The sequence below is a fragment of the Vibrio hangzhouensis genome (assembly GCF_900107935.1).
GTDB lineage: Bacteria > Pseudomonadota > Gammaproteobacteria > Enterobacterales > Vibrionaceae > Vibrio > Vibrio hangzhouensis.
The window spans coordinates 1-21,656 of record NZ_FNVG01000033.1 but is presented as its reverse complement, the minus strand read 5'-3'; the positions used below and the strand labels follow the sequence as shown (position 1 = coordinate 21,656).

Genomic DNA, 21,656 nt, shown 5'->3' with positions numbered 1-21,656 from the left:
TCACTACCCTTAAATAGACTCACCCCATTGTGTTTAGTTCAATATAAATTCAATAAAATTCACCATTTTTAATTTTCCTATATTTTTCAATTAGATAAATTTCTGGTTAGACCAGTTTTGCGTGGCGGATAAAAAGTTTGATGTTAATCACTTGTTATCTTGCTGTTGCGGGAGTATATTCAAACATATGTTTGATACGGGCGATTGAAATGACCAATAGATTGACCACGAAAGATAAGATTCTCGATGTAGCCGAAGTGCTGTTCGCTGAGCATGGTTTTAATGATACTTCGCTGAGGACAATCACCAGCAAGGCCAATGTGAATCTGGCATCAGTCAATTATCACTTTGGTGATAAAAAAACACTAGTAAGGGCGGTGCTCAATCGTTATCTGGAAGCGTTCATGCCCGCAGTGGAAAAAGCGCTGTACGAGCTGAATGAACGAGACAGCTATTCCATGAATGATGTATTTAGTGCTTTGAAATCCCCACTTCTGAGCTTGAACCAAGTCAAACCAGGAGGCGCGAGTCGATTTATGTCTCTGGTGGGAAGAGGGTACACCGACGTACAAGGGCACTTGCGCTGGTTTATTACGACTCGATATACCGAAGCACTGGCGATGTTCACTCAATCGGTTATGAAGGCTAACCCTGACCTGGATGCGGAAACTCTGTTCTGGAGATTGCATCTCACTCTGGGCACTTGTGTATTTACGATGGCGTCAAGTCAGGCTTTGTCTGAAATCGCACTTAGCTCTTTTGATAAACAGGTCGATGCAGAAGCTATTATCGATCAGATTATTCCTTATTTAGCAGCGGGCGTCGCAGCAAAGTAGTGACAACCAAGTAGTATTTAAAACCAAAATAAACCCAATAATAACAACAAATAACCTGAACAAAAGGATAGGTATCATGAGCTCTCTAAGAAGAAAATGGATTAGTGATCCAGCGTTTAAGATGTTCAAAAAGGTACTACCACCTCTTTCTGCAACTGAGCGCGAAGCGATGGAAGCGGGCAGTGTTTGGTGGGATGGCGAGCTATTCTCCGGAACTCCTAATTTCAAAACACTTCACCAGTATCCTAAGCCAACGCTTTCTGCCGATGAGCAATCATTCATCGATAACGAGTTGGAAACTCTATTGGCGATGCTTGATGATAACAAAATAGTCAAAGAGGATCGTGACCTGCCGAAAGAAGTGTGGGATTACCTTCGTAAAGAACGTTTTTTCTCGCTTATTATTTCAAAAGAATATGGCGGTCGTGAGTTTTCACCTTTGGCAAACTCCACCATAGTAACCAAAATTGCCACTCGTAGTATTAGTGCTGCTGTGTCGGTTATGGTACCCAATTCGCTGGGTCCAGGTGAGTTACTTTCTCATTACGGCACACAGGAACAAAAAGATTACTGGTTGCCTAGACTGGCTGATGGTACAGATATTCCTTGTTTTGCATTGACTGGTCCAGAGGCGGGTTCCGATGCAGGTGGTATCCCGGATAAAGGGGTCGTCTGCTATGGCGAGCATGAAGGTAAGGAAGTTCTTGGTATCCGTCTTAGCTGGAACAAACGCTACATTACGCTTGCACCTGTAGCTACTGTATTGGGACTGGCGTTTAAGCTGCACGATCCAGACAAATTGTTGGGTGACAAAGAAGACATTGGTATCACCTGTGCGTTGATTCCAGCAGACCATAAGGGTGTAGAAATCGGTGAGCGACATGACCCGCTACATCTGGCATTTATGAATGGTCCAACCCGAGGGAATGACGTCTTCATTCCTATGGAGTGGCTCATCGGTGGACAAGAGTACGCCGGTCGAGGCTGGCGTATGCTAGTTGAATGCTTGTCTGCTGGCCGCGGTATTTCACTGCCAGCACTTGGTACGGCAATCGGTCACTTGACGACAAGAACAACTGGCGCTTATGCGTACGTGCGTAAGCAGTTTGGTATGTCTATCGGTAAATTTGAGGGCGTGGCTGAGGCGATGGGCCGAATTGGTGGTCTTACGTACTTATTAGAGGCCACGAGAACGCTGACGACAACGTCATTGGATATGGGTGAAAAGCCGGGGATAGTCACGGCGATCGCTAAATATCACATGACTGAAATGGCGCGTACTATCCTGAATGACTCTATGGATATTCACGCAGGTCGAGCGATTCAGGATGGTCCAATGAACTATCTTGCTTCCAGCTATCTTGGCATTCCGGTCGCCATTACGGTGGAAGGTGCCAACATCTTAACGCGTAATCTGATGATATTTGGACAAGGTGCGACTCGCTGCCACCCTTATGTATTAAAAGAGATGGAAACCGCAGCCAACCCTGATGAGAAGCAGGGTGCGGCAGATTTTGATAAGTTGCTGTTTAAACATATTGGACACGCAACCAAAAATACGTTGGGCGCATTTACTGCAGCGTTAACGGGCTCGGCATTTGTTGGCGCACACATGAGCGGACCGACAAAACGTTACTACAAAGATTTGACACGCTTGAGCAAGGCGTTGGCGGTCAGTGCAGATTTTGCAATGCTGACTCTTGGCGGTGATCTGAAACGAAAAGAGATGATTTCTGCACGACTTGGTGATGGCTTGGCATATCTGTTTATGGCATCTGCTGCTCTGAAGAAGTATGAAGATGATGGCCGACTTCAGGCAGATTTGGATTATGTCCATTATTCGGTGCAACATTGCTTCTATCATGCAGCAAAATCGCTAAACGAAGCATATCGTAACTTCCCGGCTCGTTGGGCGGGCGTGACGCTGAAAGGTCTATTGTTCCCGATTGGTAACCATTTTGAGAAACCATCTGATGATCTTGGCCTGAAACTGGCGAAAAGCATGATGGTACCGGGTGCTCATCGCGATCGTCTGACACACCTTTGCTATATCGGCTCCGATGCTGACGATAAGATTGGACTTATGGAAAATGCTTTCCTTGCCATGTATGACATCAGAGATTTGGAGAAAAAGCTTTTCAAAGGAGTGAAAGAGGGCAAAGTTGCGAAGAAAGGTTTGTTGCAGGACAGACTAGTGCAAGCAGTTGAAGCCGACGTTTTGACTCAGGATGAAGTCACCAAGATCCTTGAAGCCGATGCGTTACGATACAAAGCGATTCAGGTTGACCACTTCAGCCATGATTTCACAGAAGTAAGAACGCACTCTGAAAATAAGCCACAGCTCAATAGTGTGGCATAGTTCTCATTGTTAATCCTTTATGCAGAGCGCCTTATTGAATAAGGCGCTCTTTTTTTTGATTTGAGGCGAGTTCGCGCTGAAAAGTGCTCCAACCACTTAGAAAATTAGGCTAAATTGACAGAAATAGGATGCGAATTTCAGTTGAAACTCTTATCCTACTATGGATTTTCTGAGGAACTGAATATGATCATCAAACCAAGAATTCGTGGATTTATTTGTACTACTACTCACCCAGTAGGTTGTGAAGCTAACGTAAAAGAACAAATCGCTTACACCAAAGCACAGGGCCCAATCGCAAACGCACCAAAACGCGTACTTGTCGTGGGTTCTTCAAGTGGTTATGGCCTGTCTTCTCGTATTGCTGCGGCATTTGGTGGTGGTGCGGCGACTATCGGCGTATTTTTCGAAAAGCCGGGTACGGAGAAAAAACCGGGCACAGCGGGTTTCTATAACTCAGCGGCATTTGACAAGTTGGCTAAAGAAGAAGGCCTGTACTCAAAGAGCATCAATGGCGACGCATTCTCTCATGAAGCGAAAGATAAAGTCATTGACCTTATTAAGGAAGATCTTGGACAAGTGGATATGGTGGTTTACTCACTAGCATCACCTGTACGTAAGCTTCCTGAAACTGGCGAACTGATTCGTTCATCGCTAAAGCCGATTGGCGAGACATACACGTCAACGGCAGTAGACACTAACTCTGATAAGATCATTGAAGCAAGTGTCGAGCCTGCGACTGAGCAAGAAATCGAAGATACAGTGACTGTAATGGGTGGTCAGGACTGGGAGCTTTGGATCAATGCTCTGTCAGAAGCTGGCGTTCTGGCTGACGGTTGTAAGACGGTCGCTTACTCATACATTGGTACTGAGCTAACCTGGCCTATCTACTGGGAAGGTGCCCTAGGTAAAGCTAAGATGGACCTGGACCGTGCAGCCACTGAGCTGAATGCGAAATTGTATCAAACTGGTGGTAGTGCGAATGTAGCGGTACTAAAATCTGTTGTGACTCAGGCAAGTTCTGCAATTCCGGTCATGCCTCTTTATATCGCGATGGTATTTAAGAAGATGCGTGAAGAAGGCATTCACGAGGGCTGTATGGAGCAAATCTTCCGTATGTTCTCACAACGTCTATACAAAGAAGACGGTAGTGCTCCAGAAGTAGACGAGAAGAACCGTCTTCGTCTGGATGATTGGGAACTGCGTGACGATATCCAAAAACACTGTGCAGATCTGTGGCCACAAATCACAACTGAAAACCTAAAAGAGCTCACTGATTACGTTGAGTATAAAGAAGAGTTCTTGAAGCTGTTCGGCTTTGGTGTAGAAGGTGTGGATTACGAAGCGGACGTATCTACACTGGTAGAATTTGACGTTGTTGATCTGTAATTCTGGTTAAGTTAATTAAATAGCAAAGGGGCGCATTAATTGCGCCCCTTTATTTTATCTGTCGTTTCAGTCTCACGAGAGAATGATAAGAACAGTACCGGCTAGTGTCATCAAGATGTTAGCAATGGCATAAGTACCTGCGTAGCCTAATGCCGGAATGGTCGACCGGGCGTGTTCATTAATCACGTCCATTGCCGGAGCACAGGTTCTCGCACCAACGATAGCACCAATGAGCAGTGCTCGATTCATCTTAAGCACATAGTTTCCAACCAGATAGGCCAGAATAACGGGTAACACGCTGACCAGGAAGGCAATCAGAATAACCTGAGGACCAACCTGAGTAAGGTGTTCAAACATTTTACCACCGGCGCTCAGACCAATACCGACCATAAAGAACATCAGTCCCAAGTCTTTCACCATATTCAAAGCCCCCTGAGGCACATAGCCAAAGGTTGGGTGGTTTGCTCGTAAAAAGCCCAACGTGATTCCAGATAGTAGAAGGCCTACAGCATTGCCCAAGCCGAAAGATACCTGCCCAAAGCTCATGGTAATCAGACCAAACATAATGCCCAGGATAAAGAAGCTGCAAAAAGCCAGTAGATCGGCCATCTGACTGTGAATCGAGATAAAACCGATTTTTTCAGCAAGTCCGTGTACGCGGCTTTTCTCGCCACTGACCTGCAGGATATCACCCTTAGCCAATACAATATTTGCATCCATTGGCATTTCGATTTGCGCTCGAACTACTCTGTTAAGAAAACAGCCGTACTCAGATAAGTTCAGGCTAGACAGGCTCTTTCCAGCGATATTATCGCTTTTTACGACGATCTCTTCTTCAACAATTCGCAGATCGAGTAAGTTGCGGTCGAAGACTTCTTTACCATTTCGGAAACTCGGGTCGAGCCGTGCGTGGCTGTCTGGAAATCCAACCAGCGCGATTTCATCACCTTCCTGCAAAATCGCGTCACCATCAGGATGGGCTAAGATGCCATTACGTCGAATACGCTCGATATAGCAACCGGTTTGGCGGTAGATACCCAATTCACGCAGGTTCTTACCATCGGTCCAGTCAATAAGCTCCTGACCAACACGATAAGCTCGAATGATGGGCAGATACACTTTTCTTTGCCCGCTGCCACCCAGTCCGCGTTCTTGTGCGATTTGCTGAGCTGAGTCGTGAAGGTTCTGCTTTTGTAGTTTAGGTAGCAGTTTGGCTAGCATGATCATGCTTATCAAGCCAATCAGATAGGCCATAGCATAACCTACTGAGAGATTCTCAATGACTAATGAAAAGTCCATTCCTCGGGGAATCGTCGCTAAGCCTGAATTTAGTGCATCTTGTGCGCCAACAAGTACCGGAGTAGCCGTAAGTGCTCCCGCCATAACACCTGCAGACAGACCATATTCAAGTCCAAGATAGTGACTGGCAAAATAGGTAACAGTCAACGCGGTCACGAGCACGACCAAGCTAAGGACAAGGTAGTGTTTGCCGTCTCTGAAGAATATGCCGAAGAAGTTGGGGCCTGCTTCTATGCCAACACAGTAGATAAACAGCATAAAGCCGATTGTAAGTGCTTCTGCATTAAAGGTGAATCCCAAATGCCCCATGATTAGCGAGGTGATAAGCACGCCTATCGAATTACCAAGTTGGAGATTACCGAAGCGAATTTTGCCAAATGCCAGGCCGATAGCCAGCACGACAAAGATGAGAAGAATAGGGTTTTGATCTAGCAGGTTGACTACGTCTATGTTCACTGTAGTGGCTCGAAGAAGCTGTCGTTAGGGTTAATAAAGTCTGGCGATTGTAGCGGAAATAATCCAAAAGATAAGTGAAATTTTTTCAATTTTACCATTAGATTACGTATTTCAAGCAAAGCCCTTACAAAACGGGAAGTTAGAGCAGAAACTGCTTCAGAAATGATACAGATAACAAATAAAACGCCAGCTTAGTTAAGCTGGCGTTTTTGGTATTAGATTCAACTATACTGTTGAAGGTGCGGAGGTTTATTCTGCGTAAAGGCCTAGGTTTTCTTTTGCATAAGCTTCAAACTCTGTACAACCGCCGATGTGCTCCTGGTCAATGAAGATTTGAGGCACAGTTTCAACCGGTTTACCGACAGTTTTTTCTAGGTCTGCTTTTGAGATACCCTCTGCGTGGATATCAACGTAACGGAAATTAAAATCGTCACGATTTTCTTTTAGCGTTTCAGCATGCTCTTTAGCACGAACACAAAATGGACAACCTGGGCGACCAAAAATCACTACGAACATTGACTTTCTCCTTAAGAGTTAAACTTTTGTCGAGCCTATGGAGATAAGTACCTCGGCTCTTTCATTCTGTTGCAACCAACTATGCCTTAAGATGAAAAGGAAATAAAGCGAGAAATTCCTCTTGCTGCGATAGGAAAAACCTATCAGGGCAGAAGTTGCACAAATGGCGCTATTGTCGGGCTTACCCTTATGTGACTTGATGCAAAGTTGGCAGCATAAGTCTTAAGAAACGGTTGGTTGTTTGGTTTAGGTCAAGATTTGATGTTGATGCTCATAGCATGCTGAATTCAGCGTTTTAATGTTTGCACTACCGACAAGACTCACAAAGAGTTGGTTTCATGTATTGCTGGCTACTTAGGCAATGGTTTGGCAGGTGAGTCGGACGGTCTACCTAAAGGATAGTGGTATGTTTCAGTTCATGACGTCGAGTCGTATTATCTTTGGCGAGGGGGCGCTCCAATCTTCCCTCTCTATCATCAACCAATTCGGCTACAGTGTACTTTTAGTGACAGGGCAGGAGCGTCAAAGAGCGCAGCCCGTAATCAATTATCTTCATAGTCACAATATGCGTTATCAGCATGTCGCGATACGGGGTGAACCCAATATTACTATGGTGGAGGAGACTGCCATTATGGGGCGGCGCTTTAAGCCGGATATGGTTGTTGCCATAGGGGGAGGCTCCGTTCTCGATATGGGTAAGGCATTGGCGGCGATCATTCCTAATCAGGGCGATGTGTATGACTATGTGGAGGTTGTGGGACGGAACGTCCCTCTGAAAGCCAAACCTATTCCAATGATAGCAATCCCGACCACAGCCAGTACTGGTGCAGAAGTGACCAAAAACGCAGTGCTTAAGTCCGGACAAGACAAAGTCAAAGTCAGTTTGCGTAGTCCCGACATGCTGCCGGACGTTGCGATTGTTGATCCAGTTCTGACCTATGGAACCGACGCTTATACTTCTGGGCGAGGTGCTATGGATGCATTTACTCACCTGATGGAAGCTTACGTGTGTGGGGAGCCGAATCCACTTTCCGATATGGTGTGTGAAGAGGGCCTGAGGCGTTTGAGTTACTCTATTATTTCTGGGTGCAAGCAGGATAATCCTAAAGCGCGAGCTGATCTGTCGTTTGCTGCAATGCTTGGGGGCATGGCGATTACCAATGCGAAGTTAGGTGCTGCCCATGGTTTGGCATCAGCGTTAGGAGGGAAAATTACCGCTCCACATAGTGTTATCACTGCTCGTTTGGCGCCTCATGTTATGACTGAAAATATTAAGGCAGCAAAAAGAGCCGGCCGTAGTGATGTGCTGAATCGTTATCGCAATATGGCACAACTTCTAACCGGTCGTTCAAATGCCAATATAGAAGATGGTGTGCTTTGGGTGAACATGATCCTGGAGCGTTTAGAGTTACCACTCTTATCTGAGTTTGGTGTTTGTCATACGTCGTTTGAGCAGGTCGCTGCTGATGCGATGAAATCGGTTGCTATCAAAGGGAACCCGTTACCTTTGACTGAGGACAGACTTATTTTTATTCTGAATCAGGTTTGTCAGTGTCAGAGTGATGGAAAAGGAGAGACCACAGTGGACACAACTCAGGTGGAATTCCTCAATAACCCTGTAGAAACAGATTAACGTCGAGATTGGCAAAATGGTGATAACAAAAAAGAGGCCAGAGCCTCTTTTTTGTTAGTGATCCTTACCGAAAAATGTCTAGTAGTTTGGCATTTTGTCGTATCGAGAATCTTTTAATGCTTCTTTAACGCGCTTGAGATTATCTCTGAAGCCAGAACCGCGACGCAATGTAAAGCCTGTCGCCAATACGTCGATGATAGTCATTTGAACGACGCGACTTGCCATTGGCATATAAACGTCAGTGTCTTCTGGTACGTCAACCGTTATAGACAATGAGCTTGCTTTGTCGAGCGGCGAGTCTTTGGCCGTTACAGCAATTACAGTTGCTCCGTTTTCTCGGGCAAGGTGAGCAATTTCAACCTGACTCTTTGTACGGCCTGTATGAGAGATAAGTACGATAACATCATTATCTGAACAGTTGATGCAACTCATTCTCTGCATCACCACATCTTCATAACAAGAAATTGGGATGTTAAAGCGAATGAATTTGTTTTGTGCATCGCGGGCAACTGATGATGAAGCGCCTAAGCCGAAAAATGAAATGCGCTTAGCCTGCGTCAGCAAATCGACAGCACGGTTGATCTGCATAGGGTCTAGACTGTTTTTGGCAACATCAAGGCAGGCCATGGTCGACTCGAAGATCTTATGGGTATAAGCATCCGGACCATCATCCTCTTCGACATTGCGGTTCACATAGGGTGTCCCGTTAGCAAGGCTTTGTGCAAGGTGCAATTTAAAGTCGGGAAACCCTTTTGTATCCAGGCGACGACAAAAACGGTTTACCGTAGGCTCACTAACATCAGCCATTTTGGCTAACGTTGCAATGCTTGAGTGAATGGCTGTCTGGGGGGACGCCATAATAACTTCAGCCACCTTACGCTCGGACTTGCTGAAGTTCTCTAAGTTTTTTTGGACTTTCTCTAGTGTATTCATAGTGTCACGGGGTAAAGAGAACAACCTGTTGGCATTTATAGTCATGATATAGGGCAGTCAGGCCACCTTATATGTCTCTATTTTCGAGTTTTTATAGTAAGTTCGATATACGCCAACTCCATTACTTCAGTATAAACGAAGCAAGCTCTGAGCTGTAATAAAAGCTCACATGAAATCTTTAGAATATGACAGGCATCAAACAAAAATCTGGAAGAAAAAAACAGATGGAGAAAAAATAGCCAAAAAACTCTCGCTTCTGGCTCGTTTTTACCGTATCACGCCCACAAAACAGAAAGAAATTTTCATAATCACACCTTTGCAATTAATTTCATTCCGTGAGGCGTGTTGTCATTATTGATTGAGCACCTGACTGGCTACCTTTTCGAGGCGAGTCATGAGATCGGGAACCGATTTTGCGATGTTACGCTGCTCGTCCAGCACTGAACTGAGCACCTCTTTAGTCGTTAGTGGATTTGCTAATACGACTCGGAAAACGATGGTATCGCGCTGAGCCCATCGGATAGGGTTTAGTTGTGTACGAGATACAAATGACAAGCCCGTTTCTCGTTGCTTTTTCTGAATGATCTTTGTCAGTTCGTTGAGCAGTTCGTGCAGTTCATCGAGTTGCGTTGCTGAAGCTTGCTTCAAAGCAGCTTGTACATTTTCCGGTACATACCGGTAGGTCAATAGACAAAGTTCTGGTTGACTTACCAGCTCAAAATCTACCTGTTGACTGATCAAATCGGCAAAATAGCGTGCTTTTTCGATGCTTTGATTAATTAATAGTTCATAGCCTGGACGACTGATAATATGCATCGCAGCGTAGACTAGCATAGCCATTCCAGAACGGGAACCTTCCAGCGTATGACTGCCTAGATCTTTAGAACCTTTACGCAGAATGTATTGTGCATGGTGCTCGATACTCTTCATCGCATCCGGGTTTTTAAAGAGAACCATTCCGGCTCCCATAGGGATGTAGAGTTGTTTGTGTGCATCGATAGTTACTGAGTCAGCGAGTTCTACGCCATCTAGAAGATGTCGGTATTTAGAAGACATCAGTGTTGCACCGCCCCAGGCCGCATCCACGTGAAAATGACAGGATTGCTGTGCACAAATCGCTGCTATTTCTTTTAACGGGTCAACATTACCTGTTTCGGTAGTTCCGGCAACGCCGATTACTGCGAATGGCTTGATTTTTCGCTGTTTGAGTTCTGCAAATTTCAGCTTAAGATCTGCCGGGCAAATACGATTATTATGGTCGGTTTTAACTGCTACAAGCCCTTGCTGTCCTATCCCAAGTACATCGGCGGCTTTTTTCAAGGAGTAGTGACCACGTTCAGAAACAAGCACTGCAAGTCCTTCATAGCCGTAGTGCTTCATTGCGCGGAACAGTCCCTCTTTTTCAACCCCCTTGAACTCACCTTCTGCTCTTAATGCATTGTTGCGGGCCACCCAAAGCGCAGTAATGTTCGCAATGGTACCACCAGAGCAAAACGCCCCCAAAGAATGGTTGGCGCTATGCATCCATTGAGAATAAAAAGTGTCATTCTGAGAGTAGATCAGCTTGTGCAGCATCCCCAGCACTTGACGCTCAAGCGGTGTAAAGGCTTTGGATGTTTCAATCTTAACCAGGTTCTGGTTGAGCGCAATCATGATCTTTGAAAGCGGCATCAGGAAGTAGGGCAGTGCAGAGGTCATATGACCAATAAAGCTAGGGGATGACGTGTGCACTGAATGTGACACCAAACTCTCTAATAGATGTTCGGTGTGATCAGAAACGAACTCCGGTTGCTCAGGAATAGCAGCATTTGAGAAATCCTTTTCAATTTCATGTAAAGGTTTCTCTTCGGCGACAATGTGTTCGCGTAAAAACTGGTTTAAGTTTTTCGACAAACTGTCTTCGATTTGCGTTAGCGTTGAGTCTGGTCCTTCAGGGATAGTGAAGATGCGAAGAAGGCTCTCAAAGCTGACATCTGCAATTTTTTGCTCAGATACCATATCGTTATCTACTATTGTTCCGTTGTTGCAAGCGGCACAATCTAAACCAATTGAGCCTGAATGTCTTGCAAAAAATGGGATGAGAACTTAATTTTCGCTATGTCATCGACATGATGTAGCACATTTGAACAGTCAAAACCAAAAAAGCTGACTGACTGTCAGCTTTTAAGAATTAGAGAAGGGCAACTAGCGGCAATCTGTTGCTTCTACTTTTTTAATGGCAGTGTTGTATTTGTTTAGAGCTTCATCGATCTTTTTCGGATGACTAAGTAAATCTGCGAACGCGCTACGTAAGTCGTAATTGTTGTCATGAGGCTTCGCCTGACGGTCGGAAAAACTCTTTGCCGCAGCCCTTCCAAGTTCATCGTCTCGTTGGGCCAAAACTTTTACATCGTGTTGTTCCAGTTGCAGCCAGCTTTCTACTGAGCGTTCAGTGGCGACTTTTGTTGGTTCATTTTGCAGATAGTAGTGCACAGCCGCCCGATTCAATTCAAAATGGTTTTTGCGGCCTTCAAGGAACCAGTTTCCGACTTCGGCCAGATCTGGATACTGCTCAGTGGTCAGTTGAACCAGATCTTCGTACCAATGAATAGAGGCGTCGACATAGGCATCATATTTCGTCTCTAAGCATTGATTATCAGCGGCAAGGGTAGAGAAAGACGTCCCGACAAGCATTGCTGTGATGAGCAATTTTTTCATTATTATGTCCTTTGAATGGGCTAAAGAATCACTTAGGTATATTGTTATTTTATGAGCGAAGGATAGCGGATTTACACCCAGTTTCCTGCGATCTAACCTGCAAGAGATACAAAAAATAACATCAATACAGGCACCAACAAGCTTAGAATAAATCCACTGACGATCGCAACTGGGACGCAGCGAACCCCTCCCGTATTCTGAATAACAGGCAGGGTGAAGTCCATGGCAGTGGCTCCCGCATAACCTATAGCCGTGCAGGGCTTTTTGCCAATGAGTAACGGTATAAATACCAGAGCAACAAGCTCTCTGAGTAGTTCTATCATAAACGAAGCGCCGCCGAAGACCGGGCCAAAAGCATCACCCATTAAGATCCCTGCTAATGAGTACCAGCCAAATCCGGATGCCATAGCCAGTCCTTGATAGACAGAAATATTCAGAATGAGGGCTGCGAGTGCTCCGCCGACCAATGAGCTGACAACGATGATGAGGGCGATGGCCATGCCCTGTTTGTTCACTAGTATTTGCTTGAGCGTTAATCCGCTGTTGCGCAATTGGATGCCGATAAAAAACAGTAATACCAATAAGATCCATTCACTGGCAGTCTCGACCCAGCCCAAGCCAATAGGCAGCAGCAATCCTGCGATCAGGCCTGAACCAACAACAAGAATGAGTTTAAGTGATTCAAGTGCCATGCTGGAAAGAGGGAGGTGACTATTCAGGGTTTCAGTCTTCAAAGGTAATAGTCGGTCAATAAGTGGGAGACAGAGTAAGTTACACCCGCCGATGGCGACAAAAAAAGTTGCAGTCATTGTAACGATGGTTTTTAGGTTAGTGCCAAAGTTATCCAGTGCAGCAAGGCTTAATCCCATCAGAAATAAGATGATATAGATTAACCACGAGGTGGCTTTATTCAGTTGTTCGAGTAGCGATTTATTGGAAATCGAGAACAGATAACCGACAACCAGTGGCGTAAAAATATAGAGCATCCCTGAAAACATTGCCGCGACGTTCCTTCGTTATTATTAGCGTATGCAGTATTGTGAAAGGTTTGCTCTTTAAAAACAAGAGGTAACCTAAGAAATGAAAATGAGAATTTATCACAGTGCTCAAGTTAGGCAAATACCTTTACAAGAGCACTGTCGTTTGTCCGGATATCGAAGTCCCAAAAAGCAGGGACACCGACGCTTATGAGCTACATACCAGCGGAGCGAATAATGTCCGACGTCTTATTTCGGAATTCCTGTTCGCTCATTGTCGTCAGTTTGTAGAGCACTTCAGCGCCGTCGACGTTGATTTCTACTTCGTGCTCTTCCAGTGCATCCTGATCCTGCTTTCTGAACAGCAAAACATGATTGGCTATACGAGCAATGTCGAGATAAGAGACTTCTGGCCTTTCAATACTCTTTGGCTGATTCGAGGCCACTTCAATAAAGTCATTATCAAATCCCCAGGTATTAAGAACCTGTTCACTGGTAATCGGACAACGCGAACGGAAGATTTGCATCGCGATGTTCGGATCAAGATAGTTCCCTTTTTCCAGATACATGTGATACTCATTGACCAAACAGAACAGGCCAATATCGGCAAGGAAGCCAACCAGAAGCGCTTTTTCCTGCTCAAGGTGTTGATACTGTGTCGGTGAATGGTCTTGAAATGACTGCGTGACGAGAACCATAGTGGCAGCCAGTTCTCTTGAAATGGTGGCACTTTGAATCAGAACTTTTTTGCAATCGTCTGAAAGATTAACAGAATGCTTGAGTAGTTCTATGGATTGGGCAGTCACGATATCTCGAACTCGCAATATACCTAAACGAGAAACAGCGGTATTCAGGTCTTTACAGGTAATATTGCGGCGGTTGAAAATGACGGAATTAGCGACTTTAAGTACGACAGCAGCCAGGCTAGGGTCTTCGAGCAAACAGTCTGCGATATCTGCGATACCAGTCGATTCCAGTGCACACAATTTCTGTATTTTTAATACGACCTCAGAAATAGGAGGTAAGGAAATTTTACCGGTGTTAATAGATTGCTCTACAAGCTCAGCAAATTCGGTTTCCAGACTTTGGATGAATAATTGTTGGTTTTCGGGCAGCCAATAAAAAGATAAGTGGTTCATAAGTATTCGACAGCGGGACAGATAAGGTCAGTTTACCTTTCAAGGTTTGTAATTGACAATATCCTAAATGCCAAAATGTAGTCTTCAGTCAATTGTTTGACGTTTTAAACAGCATTCAATTAAAAAGTATATGTGAAACTTGTTGTGTATTGCGAATGTTGTGAAGTGACTCGCAAAGGCTCTAGATCTGTTTCGCACAATTGTGATGTTGAGCCAGACTTAATTTGCAATGTGAACTATTATAAAGCCATATAAAAAAATGGAGCAGTTCAAAGCAATAACTACTGACTCCAAAAACTCTTTTTCGCTTAAACACTGCTGCTATTTCTGGTGATCGAATTAATCGGGGTAAAGATTAAGGATCAAAGGAAATGATAGAGCAATCTTTTTACGACTACACAACTCAATTTGGCCATTCGCAAAAGCGTTCTATGTTTGGTGGTACAGGCCTGTTTAAAGATGGCGCCATGTATGCGTTGATCAGCAACGAGAAAGTATTCATCCGTGGAGGCAAAGGCCTGGATGAGAAACTCTACGAACTCAAATGTGAGAAATTCAGACACGTTAAAAAGCAATCAACCGCTACGGTTAATTACTATGACGTTACACATCTTTTTCTCGAGCCTTCTCCTTTATTGAAACAGTTGGTACAACGTTCAATCGCCAATTCTGTTGATCAGCACTGTAGCAAAAAGGCTTTTGAAAATAAGAGACTAAGGGATCTTCCCAATATGCAGCTTACTCTAGAGCGCATGGTTAAAAAGGCAGGGGTCGACGATGTTAAGACTTTTCTTGAGCTTGGCGCACCAAGAGTTTTTAATCGTGTCAAAAGAACTTACGGCAATGATGTCGATGTTAAATTACTGTGGAAGTTTGCCGGAGCCGTCGATGGAATTCACTGGAAACTGATACAGGACCCCAGAAAACAGCAGTTATTAGAGCATTGCTCCGAAATAGAGTAGGAATAAAAAAGGTCGTGCAAAGCACGACCTTTTTCGTGATTCACTAGCGCTTAGAATGCAAAGCGAGCAGTGAACATCAATTGATCACCATACATATGGTTGATGCGACCTTCGAGACCTAAAGAGAAAAGTTCAGTCGAGTGGAAACGTCCGTAAATAGAACCCATCCAACGATCTTTATCGCCAACATTCAGATAACCGGCTTTACCGCCAATTTCAAGTTGAGGACCTAACCACTGACGAACACCCAGGTTAACTTCCATGCCTGTGTCCGTTTTGTGGTGATTGCCACTGTCGTGGATGTGAGCAAGCATTTCACCAGTGAAGTCTGCCCAGTTGTTTACCGGTGCATGGAAACCTACACCACCAGAGAAGTCGTAGTCACCCTCGAACTTAGAATCGATGCTACCGACGATGTGAGCATTAGGGTGAATAGATTTACTGATGGCTGCACCAAATGTCATTGGGCTAGCACCAATTCGAGCTTCTGCGTAATCATAGTTGAAGTTACTCATCGTAGCTCGTTGTTGCTCTTGATTTGCGAATGCTTGTTGCGAAGTAATGACCATCAGAGCCGCTAAAAGAGTTTTGCGCATAGTGTCTCTAAACCTTGTTATTTTGAATTTAATTCCTTGCCCATAAGAGTCGTGCGCGTCGCATTGTGCTTATGGCGACAATCATGTTTCCGCTATCATAATCGAAATCCTTATGAGTTCACCAATAAAAAGTGTCTCTAACGGGGGCAATTTCCCAAATTTTTACATTGCTATACAGTTTTCTGGCAAAACATCGACAGAATGTAAGAAGTTGGTAACAGAAAACTTGATGGGTCAGGTCAACAAGTTATTCAATTAAAGACACAAAATGCACCAAATTGATAAAAATATAAACCTGACAATCTAAGTGGCTACTCCCCATAACTCATGCGGTTATCGGCGAGGGCTTTGAAAATGCGCTCAGTATCCAAAATGCGCCCCCATGGGGCTAAATTGCTGTCGTTTTCAATAACAAAGTCCGTGAGTTGTTGTTTAACAACCTCACGAAGATGATCACCTTTCCAGGGTTTGCTGATGTAAAAGTCCAGACAGGCGTGGTTCACCGCTTCGATGGTATCCTCATGGCCAGCCTGTCCGGTCAACAGAACCTTACGACAGTGTTTAAACTGTTCATCTTCACTGAGTTCGATAAGGAAGCTGACACCGGTTTGTTCAGGCATGATATGGTCACAGAGAATAAGCGCTAACTGAGTACCATTAGCGGCGTGCTCACGAATTACCTCACGAGCTTCGTTTACTGACTCAGCCCCTTCCAGTATAAAGTGCTCTTCATAGTCATCGAGATCCTGAAGCACACTGTCTAGCACTTCTCTTTCATCATCGACACATAAGATCAGGTATTCATTCATAATTGTGCTCCTTAGTTTGTTTCATCCTGACCGACAGGGATGAGTACCGACATGTTGGTATAAGCGCCAACCTCTGAATCTACTTCGATCCAGCCGTTGTGTTGAGCAAGGATTTGTTGACATACCGACAGTCCAATTCCTAAGCCAAAATTACCTTCTTTCTTAGTGGTAAAGTTGAGCTCAAAAATCGAGGCCTGTTGCTGTTTGGGAATGCCACAACCGTTATCAATAAACTCATACATGTTGTATAACGTATTGTCACGTTTGACACATTGGGTGCGAATAGTGAGCGTTCCTTGCTCTGGTAGTGCATCCAATGCATTAGAAATCAAGTTGGTCCAGACTTGCTGAAGTGCGATCGGTTTGCAGTGTACGGGGCGAAGATTTCCGTACTCTTTTATCAGGGTGTGCCGCTTAAGGCGGTTTTCGAAGATGACCAGAGTATCTTCGATACCTTCATGCAAATCCACCCGTTCGTAAGACTCATTATCGGGACGCGCATAACCCTTTAAGCTCTTAACCATGTCAGCGATACGTTGCGCGCATACCTGAATCGAGCGCAGCGTTGTACCGGTTACCTGAAACTTTTCCAACTGACTGAGCTGAAGTGCCAATTCCGCGGGAGCCGCTGTGGCTTTGTTTATCAGTTGGTCATGTTGTTCCAGGTTGAGGTGTACCAGCCGTTTTGCCAGCCTTCGATCATCAATTTTGGATTGTAGTGCTTTCGTCCTAGCTCGCAGCTCAGAAGTAGATAAGGGCATAGCACGCCTCGATTGCTCCAGAACTTCTAGTCCTAACTCAAAGGTGGAACCCTCATAGCGAGTATTAAGAATGGTATCGATTTTCTCGGAGACAGTTTCTGCACCTCTGAGGATAGCGGATACGGGGTTGTTGAGCTCATGGGCTACGCCGGCCACTAATTGTCCAAGCATAGCCATTTTTTCCTGTTCAATCAGCTGTTGGTGCGCGGATTCTAGGGATTCTAACGTTTTTTGCAGTTCTAATTTTGTGTTAATGCTGCGTTGTAATCGGCGGTTGAAGTGGCGAAGAAGTAGGTTAGTGAACAGCGGAAGCAAATCGGTGTTGGTATGCATGACTTGTGTAAATAGGCTTCTGTCTAATTTGATAACCTGAGTTCTGGTTAAGGTCATTGCGGTTGAGAACGAACACTCACCAGTAACAAAGGACATACCCCCAACGATACCGCCACGGCTATGACGTACCACTTCTCTTTGTTGGCCAACGTCATCTTTTTTGTACAGCGCTACCTGGCCTTCAACAATAAACCATAAAAATTGATTTGGCTGACCTTCAGCGGTCAATATGTGCTCTGGGGAATACTCTCTTACAGCACGGGTTTCGTCTTTGTCGGCAAAAAAACTGAGTAGAGCTTCAATAACTTGAGCCGCCAATTCCTTATCGGACAGCTCGTGAAAATCATGAATAAAGCTAGCACGGTAAGAGTGCATTTTTTGGTCAATATGAGCCCGAAGAATTTTCTGCTGGTCCAAAACCTTACCGTAATGCAGTAGGTTGTCTTTTTCGTTAGCAACAATAAACTGCGTAAGTTCTTTGACGACTGTTTTGTGCAGGGTTTCCTGCTCTAAGGGTAGAGTCAGACAGTGATCAAGACGGCCTTCATTTACCGCGTTGAGAATCGCCTGAATATCATGAGCGTCTGTTTTACTGACCAGTACTTTTCGTGCCGATTGGGCATGATGCGATTGCTCTAATTGAATCAAGAACTCACCGCCATCAAACAGGCGGCTATGTCTGGCAATAACCAGTGCCAGTTGCTGGCCTTGCATACCAATATCTTGTAGTAGCTCATGTCCCTCCTGAATGGAGGTCACCAAATAAATGTCAAAGTGTGACTGATACAGAGACAGCTCTGTGTCGAGCTTATCCAGGTCAACCAGATCATTGTCCAGGCATAATACGGCGTATTGGTTTCGCTGAGTCATGAATTTGAGTTATCGCTCTGTGTTGTCATGAAATCAATATATCAATAAAAAGCATGAGGTTATGAGAAGTAGGTATGAGATTGGAGATCCCGGTGAGTTGAGTTAGACTGAATGAAATACACTTCACAAAATGTTTTAGAAATTCTATGAATCAGTTAAAGAAATACGGTGCTATTGGTGGTGCGGTCGCATTGGCTTTGTGTTGGCCTCTCGCTGTTGGCCATATTGGTCAAAAAATTGTCGAAGACGGGGTGGAACAGCTGAACAATGAAGGTGTCAGTGCTGAGGTGATCTCTTACAACCGCAGCTACTTGTCTTCATCGGTGGAAACGCGTTACCAAGTTCAGGATCCGATTTTAAAAGAACAACTCGAAGTGGATGGCTTGCCGACAGAGATGCTGGTTAAGACTCACATTAACCATGGTCTGATGAGTCTTACAGCTGATTCGAACATTGCAAACTTCCCTGAATTTCCTCTTAAATTGAAAACAGTGACGCAATTGAATGGCAACACCGAGTTTGAGTTAACGCTGGACAGCTGGAACTATCAGGGCAATGCAGAGCAAACGGTCAGTATGTCGATTTCTCCTTCCGTAGCGACAGGGACTGCCACGGTATTAGGGCAGTTGTCCTTTAGCGCCAATATTCCATCGATTCAGTTGGATTTCGATAGTGGTGAACAGTTGATTGTCACCGACTTAAATGCCTCTGGAACCGGGAAGAAAGAGAAGGGCTTCTGGCTTGGCGAGCAGAGCACATCAGTTAAGAATTTCTCCATTCTGGATCCAGCGCATACAAGTCTGTTCAACATAGATAAAGCGGGATATACCTTTACGTCTACTTTTAATGCTGAGACAGATCGAATAGACACTCAGCATGTCTTTGACATGGCGGAGATGACCTATGTAGACGGTGAGCGAGTACGTGATCTGAATGTTGACTTTGCTTTGACCTCTCTTGACCGTAGTGCGTTCGAAGGTCTGGTGGATATCTATCAGTCGAACCCCTCTCTGGCTCAAGCGGATATTAACATTCTCGCGCCGCTAATTGAGACGTTGTTTTCTCGCGGTTTTCAGGTGTCCATGAATGGCATGCAGTTCAAAATCGCGGACGATGAGTTTAAGTCAAAATGGTTGTTGGAAGTTCCGGAGGGCACTAACAATGTCTCGCGCGATCCGAGTGTGGTTATGCCAGCTCTGACTGGTAATATGAACGCCTATATGTCGGAAGGTATGGTTAATGCCTACCCTGTACTTGCTGAGGGTATTGATGAGCTAATAATCATGGAAATGATCAAGCAGAAGGGTGAGGGTTATGAGCTGGATGCCTCTATTGAGGCTGGTCAACTGGTGTTTGAAAATGGTCAGAGAATCCCGCTTATTGCACTGTTGTTGCCTCTTCTGATGCAACAATCCATGGGGCAGTAGTCCACAGATTGCGCAAATTCTCGATAGTCAAATAAAAAAGGGCGTAAGGCTAATAGCTTGCGCCTTTTTCTTTCTTTTTATCTTATTGAAAACGTGATATTACTGATGCCCTCATTATGTTTTAGTCAGGAGTATCGAGGTCATGGAGCCGATTTCACATAACGTATTCAATTTCAGTGCAGGACCGGCAGGGTTGCCGAGAGCGGTATTGCAAAAAGCACAAAGTGAGTTGCTGGACTGGAATGACTTAGGCACGTCGGTTATGGAAATCAGTCACCGAAGCAAGCCATTCATAAAGGTAGCGGAAGAGGCTGAGCAAGACTTAAGAGATCTACTCAATATTCCGTCAAATTATAAGGTGCTGTTCTGCCAGGGCGGTGCTCGAGCTCAGTTTGCTGCGGTACCAATGAACCTCCTGGGAACAAAAACAAAAGCCACGTATATTGATGCGGGTTATTGGGCCGAGAGTGCCATCACAGAAGCGAAGAAATACTGCGAACCGGTTGTTCACAACGCCAAAACTGAAATAGACGGTAAGGTAGCGGTTCAGCCTGCGGCCGAGTGGCGAATTGATGCGGATTCTGCCTATGTTCATTTTTGTCCCAATGAAACCATTGATGGTATTGAAATCAATGAATTACCACAGACAGATCTTCCGATAGTGGCCGATATGTCGTCGACCATCCTGTCACGTGAAATTGATGTTTCAAAATATGGTGTGATTTACGCTGGTGCGCAAAAGAATATTGGTCCGGCAGGTATTTGTATTGCCATCGTTCGTGATGATCTGCTGGACTTTGCCAGTGACGTTTTACCCACTTTTCTGAACTATAAAGTATTGGCACAGAAAGAGTCGATGTACAACACTCCCCCAACATTTGCCTGGTATCTGTCGGGTCTGGTGTTTAAATGGCTGAAAGAGCAGGGCGGAGTTAAGGGAATAGAAAAAGTTAACCGTGAAAAAGCGGCGATACTATACAACTACATTGATGCATCGGATTTTTATCGTAATAACGTTCATGAGAACAACCGCTCTCTGATGAATGTTCCGTTCCAGTTAGCCAAGCCTGAGTTGGACGGTAAATTTCTGGAGCTCGCTGATGAAAGAGGTTTGCGTGCGCTGAAAGGACACCGTGCAGTCGGTGGAATGCGTGCTTCTATCTACAATGCGATGCCCAAAGAAGGGGTACAGGCATTGGTCGACTTTATGAAAGAGTTCGAGCAGCAGTACGCATAAGTACAATGTCTTATTAAAAAGCCGCACCTTGTGCGGCTTTTTTTGTCTTTGGCGCTAAACATCATATGCCTGGATTGTCGTTGTGATAAAAATTTGCAGCCCATAAAGTTATTCATTCATGCTGAATGTCACACTCTACATCGCATTTTCTCGGTTATGCTTTCTATACTCAAGTAACCTCAAGATGCTTGTTCAGCGAGAATTACTTGGCTTTTAGGCGCGGCAGTGATTTGAAGATCTAGTGGCTCTAAATCGAAAATCGCTAACAAAGCATATAAGCCAAGTAAACTCGCCCTTAGGGAGCTCATCAAGGTGCCCATTTCTGCGTCAAATAGCTTCGAAAGGGAATAGCCATTCCTTCAACTATTTTCCTTGAACTGAACACCTTGATGAAGCTCTGAGTCCTGCATCTTGAGGTCACTTGAGTATA

At 44.8% G+C, this 21,656-nt stretch carries 17 protein-coding genes; 7 read left to right on the top strand and 10 right to left on the bottom strand.

From position 1 onward, the window contains the following. Positions 1-209 precede the first annotated feature (209 nt). The 3 genes from psrA to fabV all read left to right on the top strand — a co-directional run bounded on the left by psrA (position 210) and on the right by fabV (position 4,581). The gene (psrA, locus tag C4S60_RS21125; RefSeq protein WP_208623293.1) at positions 210-836 is read left to right on the top strand and encodes a TetR family transcriptional repressor PsrA; all 627 of its coding nucleotides are present in this window, start codon (positions 210-212) and stop codon (positions 834-836) included. A 76-nt stretch (positions 837-912) separates the two neighbouring features. Beyond that, a complete protein-coding gene (locus C4S60_RS21120; protein ID WP_103882281.1) occupies positions 913-3,195 on the top strand; it encodes an acyl-CoA dehydrogenase in 2,283 nt (760 codons plus the stop codon). 183 nt (positions 3,196-3,378) lie between these two features. After that, complete coding sequence (gene fabV / locus C4S60_RS21115; protein WP_103882280.1) at positions 3,379-4,581, top strand: enoyl-ACP reductase FabV; 1,203 nt, start codon at positions 3,379-3,381, stop codon at positions 4,579-4,581. 72 nt (positions 4,582-4,653) lie between these two features. Here fabV and C4S60_RS21110 read toward each other — a convergent pair whose 3' ends face one another. After that, entirely contained in the window at positions 4,654-6,336 is a 1,683-nt protein-coding gene (locus tag C4S60_RS21110; RefSeq protein ID WP_103882279.1) for an aspartate:alanine antiporter, read from the bottom strand. Positions 6,337-6,585: 249 nt separating this feature from the next. Next, on the bottom strand, positions 6,586-6,852 hold the full coding sequence (locus tag C4S60_RS21105; RefSeq protein ID WP_103882278.1) for a GrxA family glutaredoxin: 267 nt from the start codon (positions 6,850-6,852) through the stop codon (positions 6,586-6,588). 406 nt (positions 6,853-7,258) lie between these two features. Here C4S60_RS21105 and C4S60_RS21100 point away from each other — a divergent pair, with 406 nt between their 5' ends. Further along, the gene (locus C4S60_RS21100) at positions 7,259-8,485 is read left to right on the top strand and encodes an iron-containing alcohol dehydrogenase (protein WP_103882277.1); all 1,227 of its coding nucleotides are present in this window, start codon (positions 7,259-7,261) and stop codon (positions 8,483-8,485) included. A gap of 78 nt (positions 8,486-8,563) precedes the next feature. Here C4S60_RS21100 and C4S60_RS21095 read toward each other — a convergent pair whose 3' ends face one another. The 5 genes from C4S60_RS21095 to C4S60_RS21075 form a co-directional block, all read right to left on the bottom strand. Beyond that, positions 8,564-9,418, bottom strand: coding sequence for a MurR/RpiR family transcriptional regulator (locus C4S60_RS21095; RefSeq protein WP_103882298.1), 855 nt, complete (start codon positions 9,416-9,418; stop codon positions 8,564-8,566). 351 nt (positions 9,419-9,769) lie between these two features. Continuing rightward, positions 9,770-11,416, bottom strand: coding sequence for a pyridoxal-dependent aspartate 1-decarboxylase PanP (gene panP, locus C4S60_RS21090; RefSeq protein WP_103882276.1), 1,647 nt, complete (start codon positions 11,414-11,416; stop codon positions 9,770-9,772). 186 nt (positions 11,417-11,602) lie between these two features. Continuing rightward, positions 11,603-12,115, bottom strand: coding sequence for a hypothetical protein (locus C4S60_RS21085; RefSeq protein ID WP_103882275.1), 513 nt, complete (start codon positions 12,113-12,115; stop codon positions 11,603-11,605). Positions 12,116-12,207: 92 nt separating this feature from the next. Then, complete coding sequence (locus tag C4S60_RS21080; protein ID WP_103882274.1) at positions 12,208-13,113, bottom strand: LysO family transporter; 906 nt, start codon at positions 13,111-13,113, stop codon at positions 12,208-12,210. A 194-nt stretch (positions 13,114-13,307) separates the two neighbouring features. Beyond that, on the bottom strand, positions 13,308-14,231 hold the full coding sequence (locus C4S60_RS21075) for an HDOD domain-containing protein (RefSeq protein WP_103882273.1): 924 nt from the start codon (positions 14,229-14,231) through the stop codon (positions 13,308-13,310). Between the two features lie 371 nt (positions 14,232-14,602). On the opposite strand from C4S60_RS21075, the gene C4S60_RS21070 reads away from it, so the two are divergent. After that, positions 14,603-15,193 carry a TfoX/Sxy family DNA transformation protein gene (locus C4S60_RS21070; RefSeq protein ID WP_103882272.1) on the top strand — a complete coding sequence of 197 codons (591 nt, stop codon included), beginning with the start codon at positions 14,603-14,605 and terminating at the stop codon, positions 15,191-15,193. Between the two features lie 50 nt (positions 15,194-15,243). On the opposite strand, the gene C4S60_RS21065 is transcribed toward C4S60_RS21070, so the two are convergent. From C4S60_RS21065 to C4S60_RS21055, 3 genes are all read right to left on the bottom strand, one after another. Next, complete coding sequence (locus tag C4S60_RS21065) at positions 15,244-15,789, bottom strand: hypothetical protein (protein ID WP_103882271.1); 546 nt, start codon at positions 15,787-15,789, stop codon at positions 15,244-15,246. Between the two features lie 311 nt (positions 15,790-16,100). Next, a complete protein-coding gene (locus tag C4S60_RS21060; RefSeq protein WP_103882270.1) occupies positions 16,101-16,598 on the bottom strand; it encodes a response regulator in 498 nt (165 codons plus the stop codon). Between the two features lie 11 nt (positions 16,599-16,609). After that, complete coding sequence (locus C4S60_RS21055) at positions 16,610-18,562, bottom strand: ATP-binding protein (protein WP_103882269.1); 1,953 nt, start codon at positions 18,560-18,562, stop codon at positions 16,610-16,612. A gap of 146 nt (positions 18,563-18,708) precedes the next feature. On the opposite strand from C4S60_RS21055, the gene C4S60_RS21050 reads away from it, so the two are divergent. Both C4S60_RS21050 and serC read left to right on the top strand, forming a co-directional pair. Beyond that, entirely contained in the window at positions 18,709-19,989 is a 1,281-nt protein-coding gene (locus tag C4S60_RS21050; protein ID WP_103882268.1) for a DUF945 family protein, read from the top strand. Between the two features lie 142 nt (positions 19,990-20,131). Then, positions 20,132-21,226 carry a 3-phosphoserine/phosphohydroxythreonine transaminase gene (serC, locus tag C4S60_RS21045; protein WP_167391010.1) on the top strand — a complete coding sequence of 365 codons (1,095 nt, stop codon included), beginning with the start codon at positions 20,132-20,134 and terminating at the stop codon, positions 21,224-21,226. Positions 21,227-21,656 lie beyond the last annotated feature (430 nt).

Coding starts and splice junctions, on each gene's coding strand:
- C4S60_RS21105 (WP_103882278.1), bottom strand. CDS start 6,852: ATGTTCGTAGTGATTTTTGGTCGCCCAGGTTGTCCATTTTGTGTTCGT.
- C4S60_RS21095 (WP_103882298.1), bottom strand. CDS start 9,418: ATGAATACACTAGAGAAAGTCCAAAAAAACTTAGAGAACTTCAGCAAG.
- C4S60_RS21065 (WP_103882271.1), bottom strand. CDS start 15,789: ATGCGCAAAACTCTTTTAGCGGCTCTGATGGTCATTACTTCGCAACAA.
- C4S60_RS21075 (WP_103882273.1), bottom strand. CDS start 14,231: ATGAACCACTTATCTTTTTATTGGCTGCCCGAAAACCAACAATTATTC.
- C4S60_RS21100 (WP_103882277.1), top strand. CDS start 7,259: ATGTTTCAGTTCATGACGTCGAGTCGTATTATCTTTGGCGAGGGGGCG.
- C4S60_RS21070 (WP_103882272.1), top strand. CDS start 14,603: ATGATAGAGCAATCTTTTTACGACTACACAACTCAATTTGGCCATTCG.
- serC (WP_167391010.1), top strand. CDS start 20,132: ATGGAGCCGATTTCACATAACGTATTCAATTTCAGTGCAGGACCGGCA.
- C4S60_RS21050 (WP_103882268.1), top strand. CDS start 18,709: ATGAATCAGTTAAAGAAATACGGTGCTATTGGTGGTGCGGTCGCATTG.
- C4S60_RS21055 (WP_103882269.1), bottom strand. CDS start 18,562: ATGACTCAGCGAAACCAATACGCCGTATTATGCCTGGACAATGATCTG.
- C4S60_RS21080 (WP_103882274.1), bottom strand. CDS start 13,113: ATGTTTTCAGGGATGCTCTATATTTTTACGCCACTGGTTGTCGGTTAT.
- C4S60_RS21060 (WP_103882270.1), bottom strand. CDS start 16,598: ATGAATGAATACCTGATCTTATGTGTCGATGATGAAAGAGAAGTGCTA.
- C4S60_RS21085 (WP_103882275.1), bottom strand. CDS start 12,115: ATGAAAAAATTGCTCATCACAGCAATGCTTGTCGGGACGTCTTTCTCT.
- fabV (WP_103882280.1), top strand. CDS start 3,379: ATGATCATCAAACCAAGAATTCGTGGATTTATTTGTACTACTACTCAC.
- psrA (WP_208623293.1), top strand. CDS start 210: ATGACCAATAGATTGACCACGAAAGATAAGATTCTCGATGTAGCCGAA.
- C4S60_RS21120 (WP_103882281.1), top strand. CDS start 913: ATGAGCTCTCTAAGAAGAAAATGGATTAGTGATCCAGCGTTTAAGATG.
- panP (WP_103882276.1), bottom strand. CDS start 11,416: ATGGTATCTGAGCAAAAAATTGCAGATGTCAGCTTTGAGAGCCTTCTT.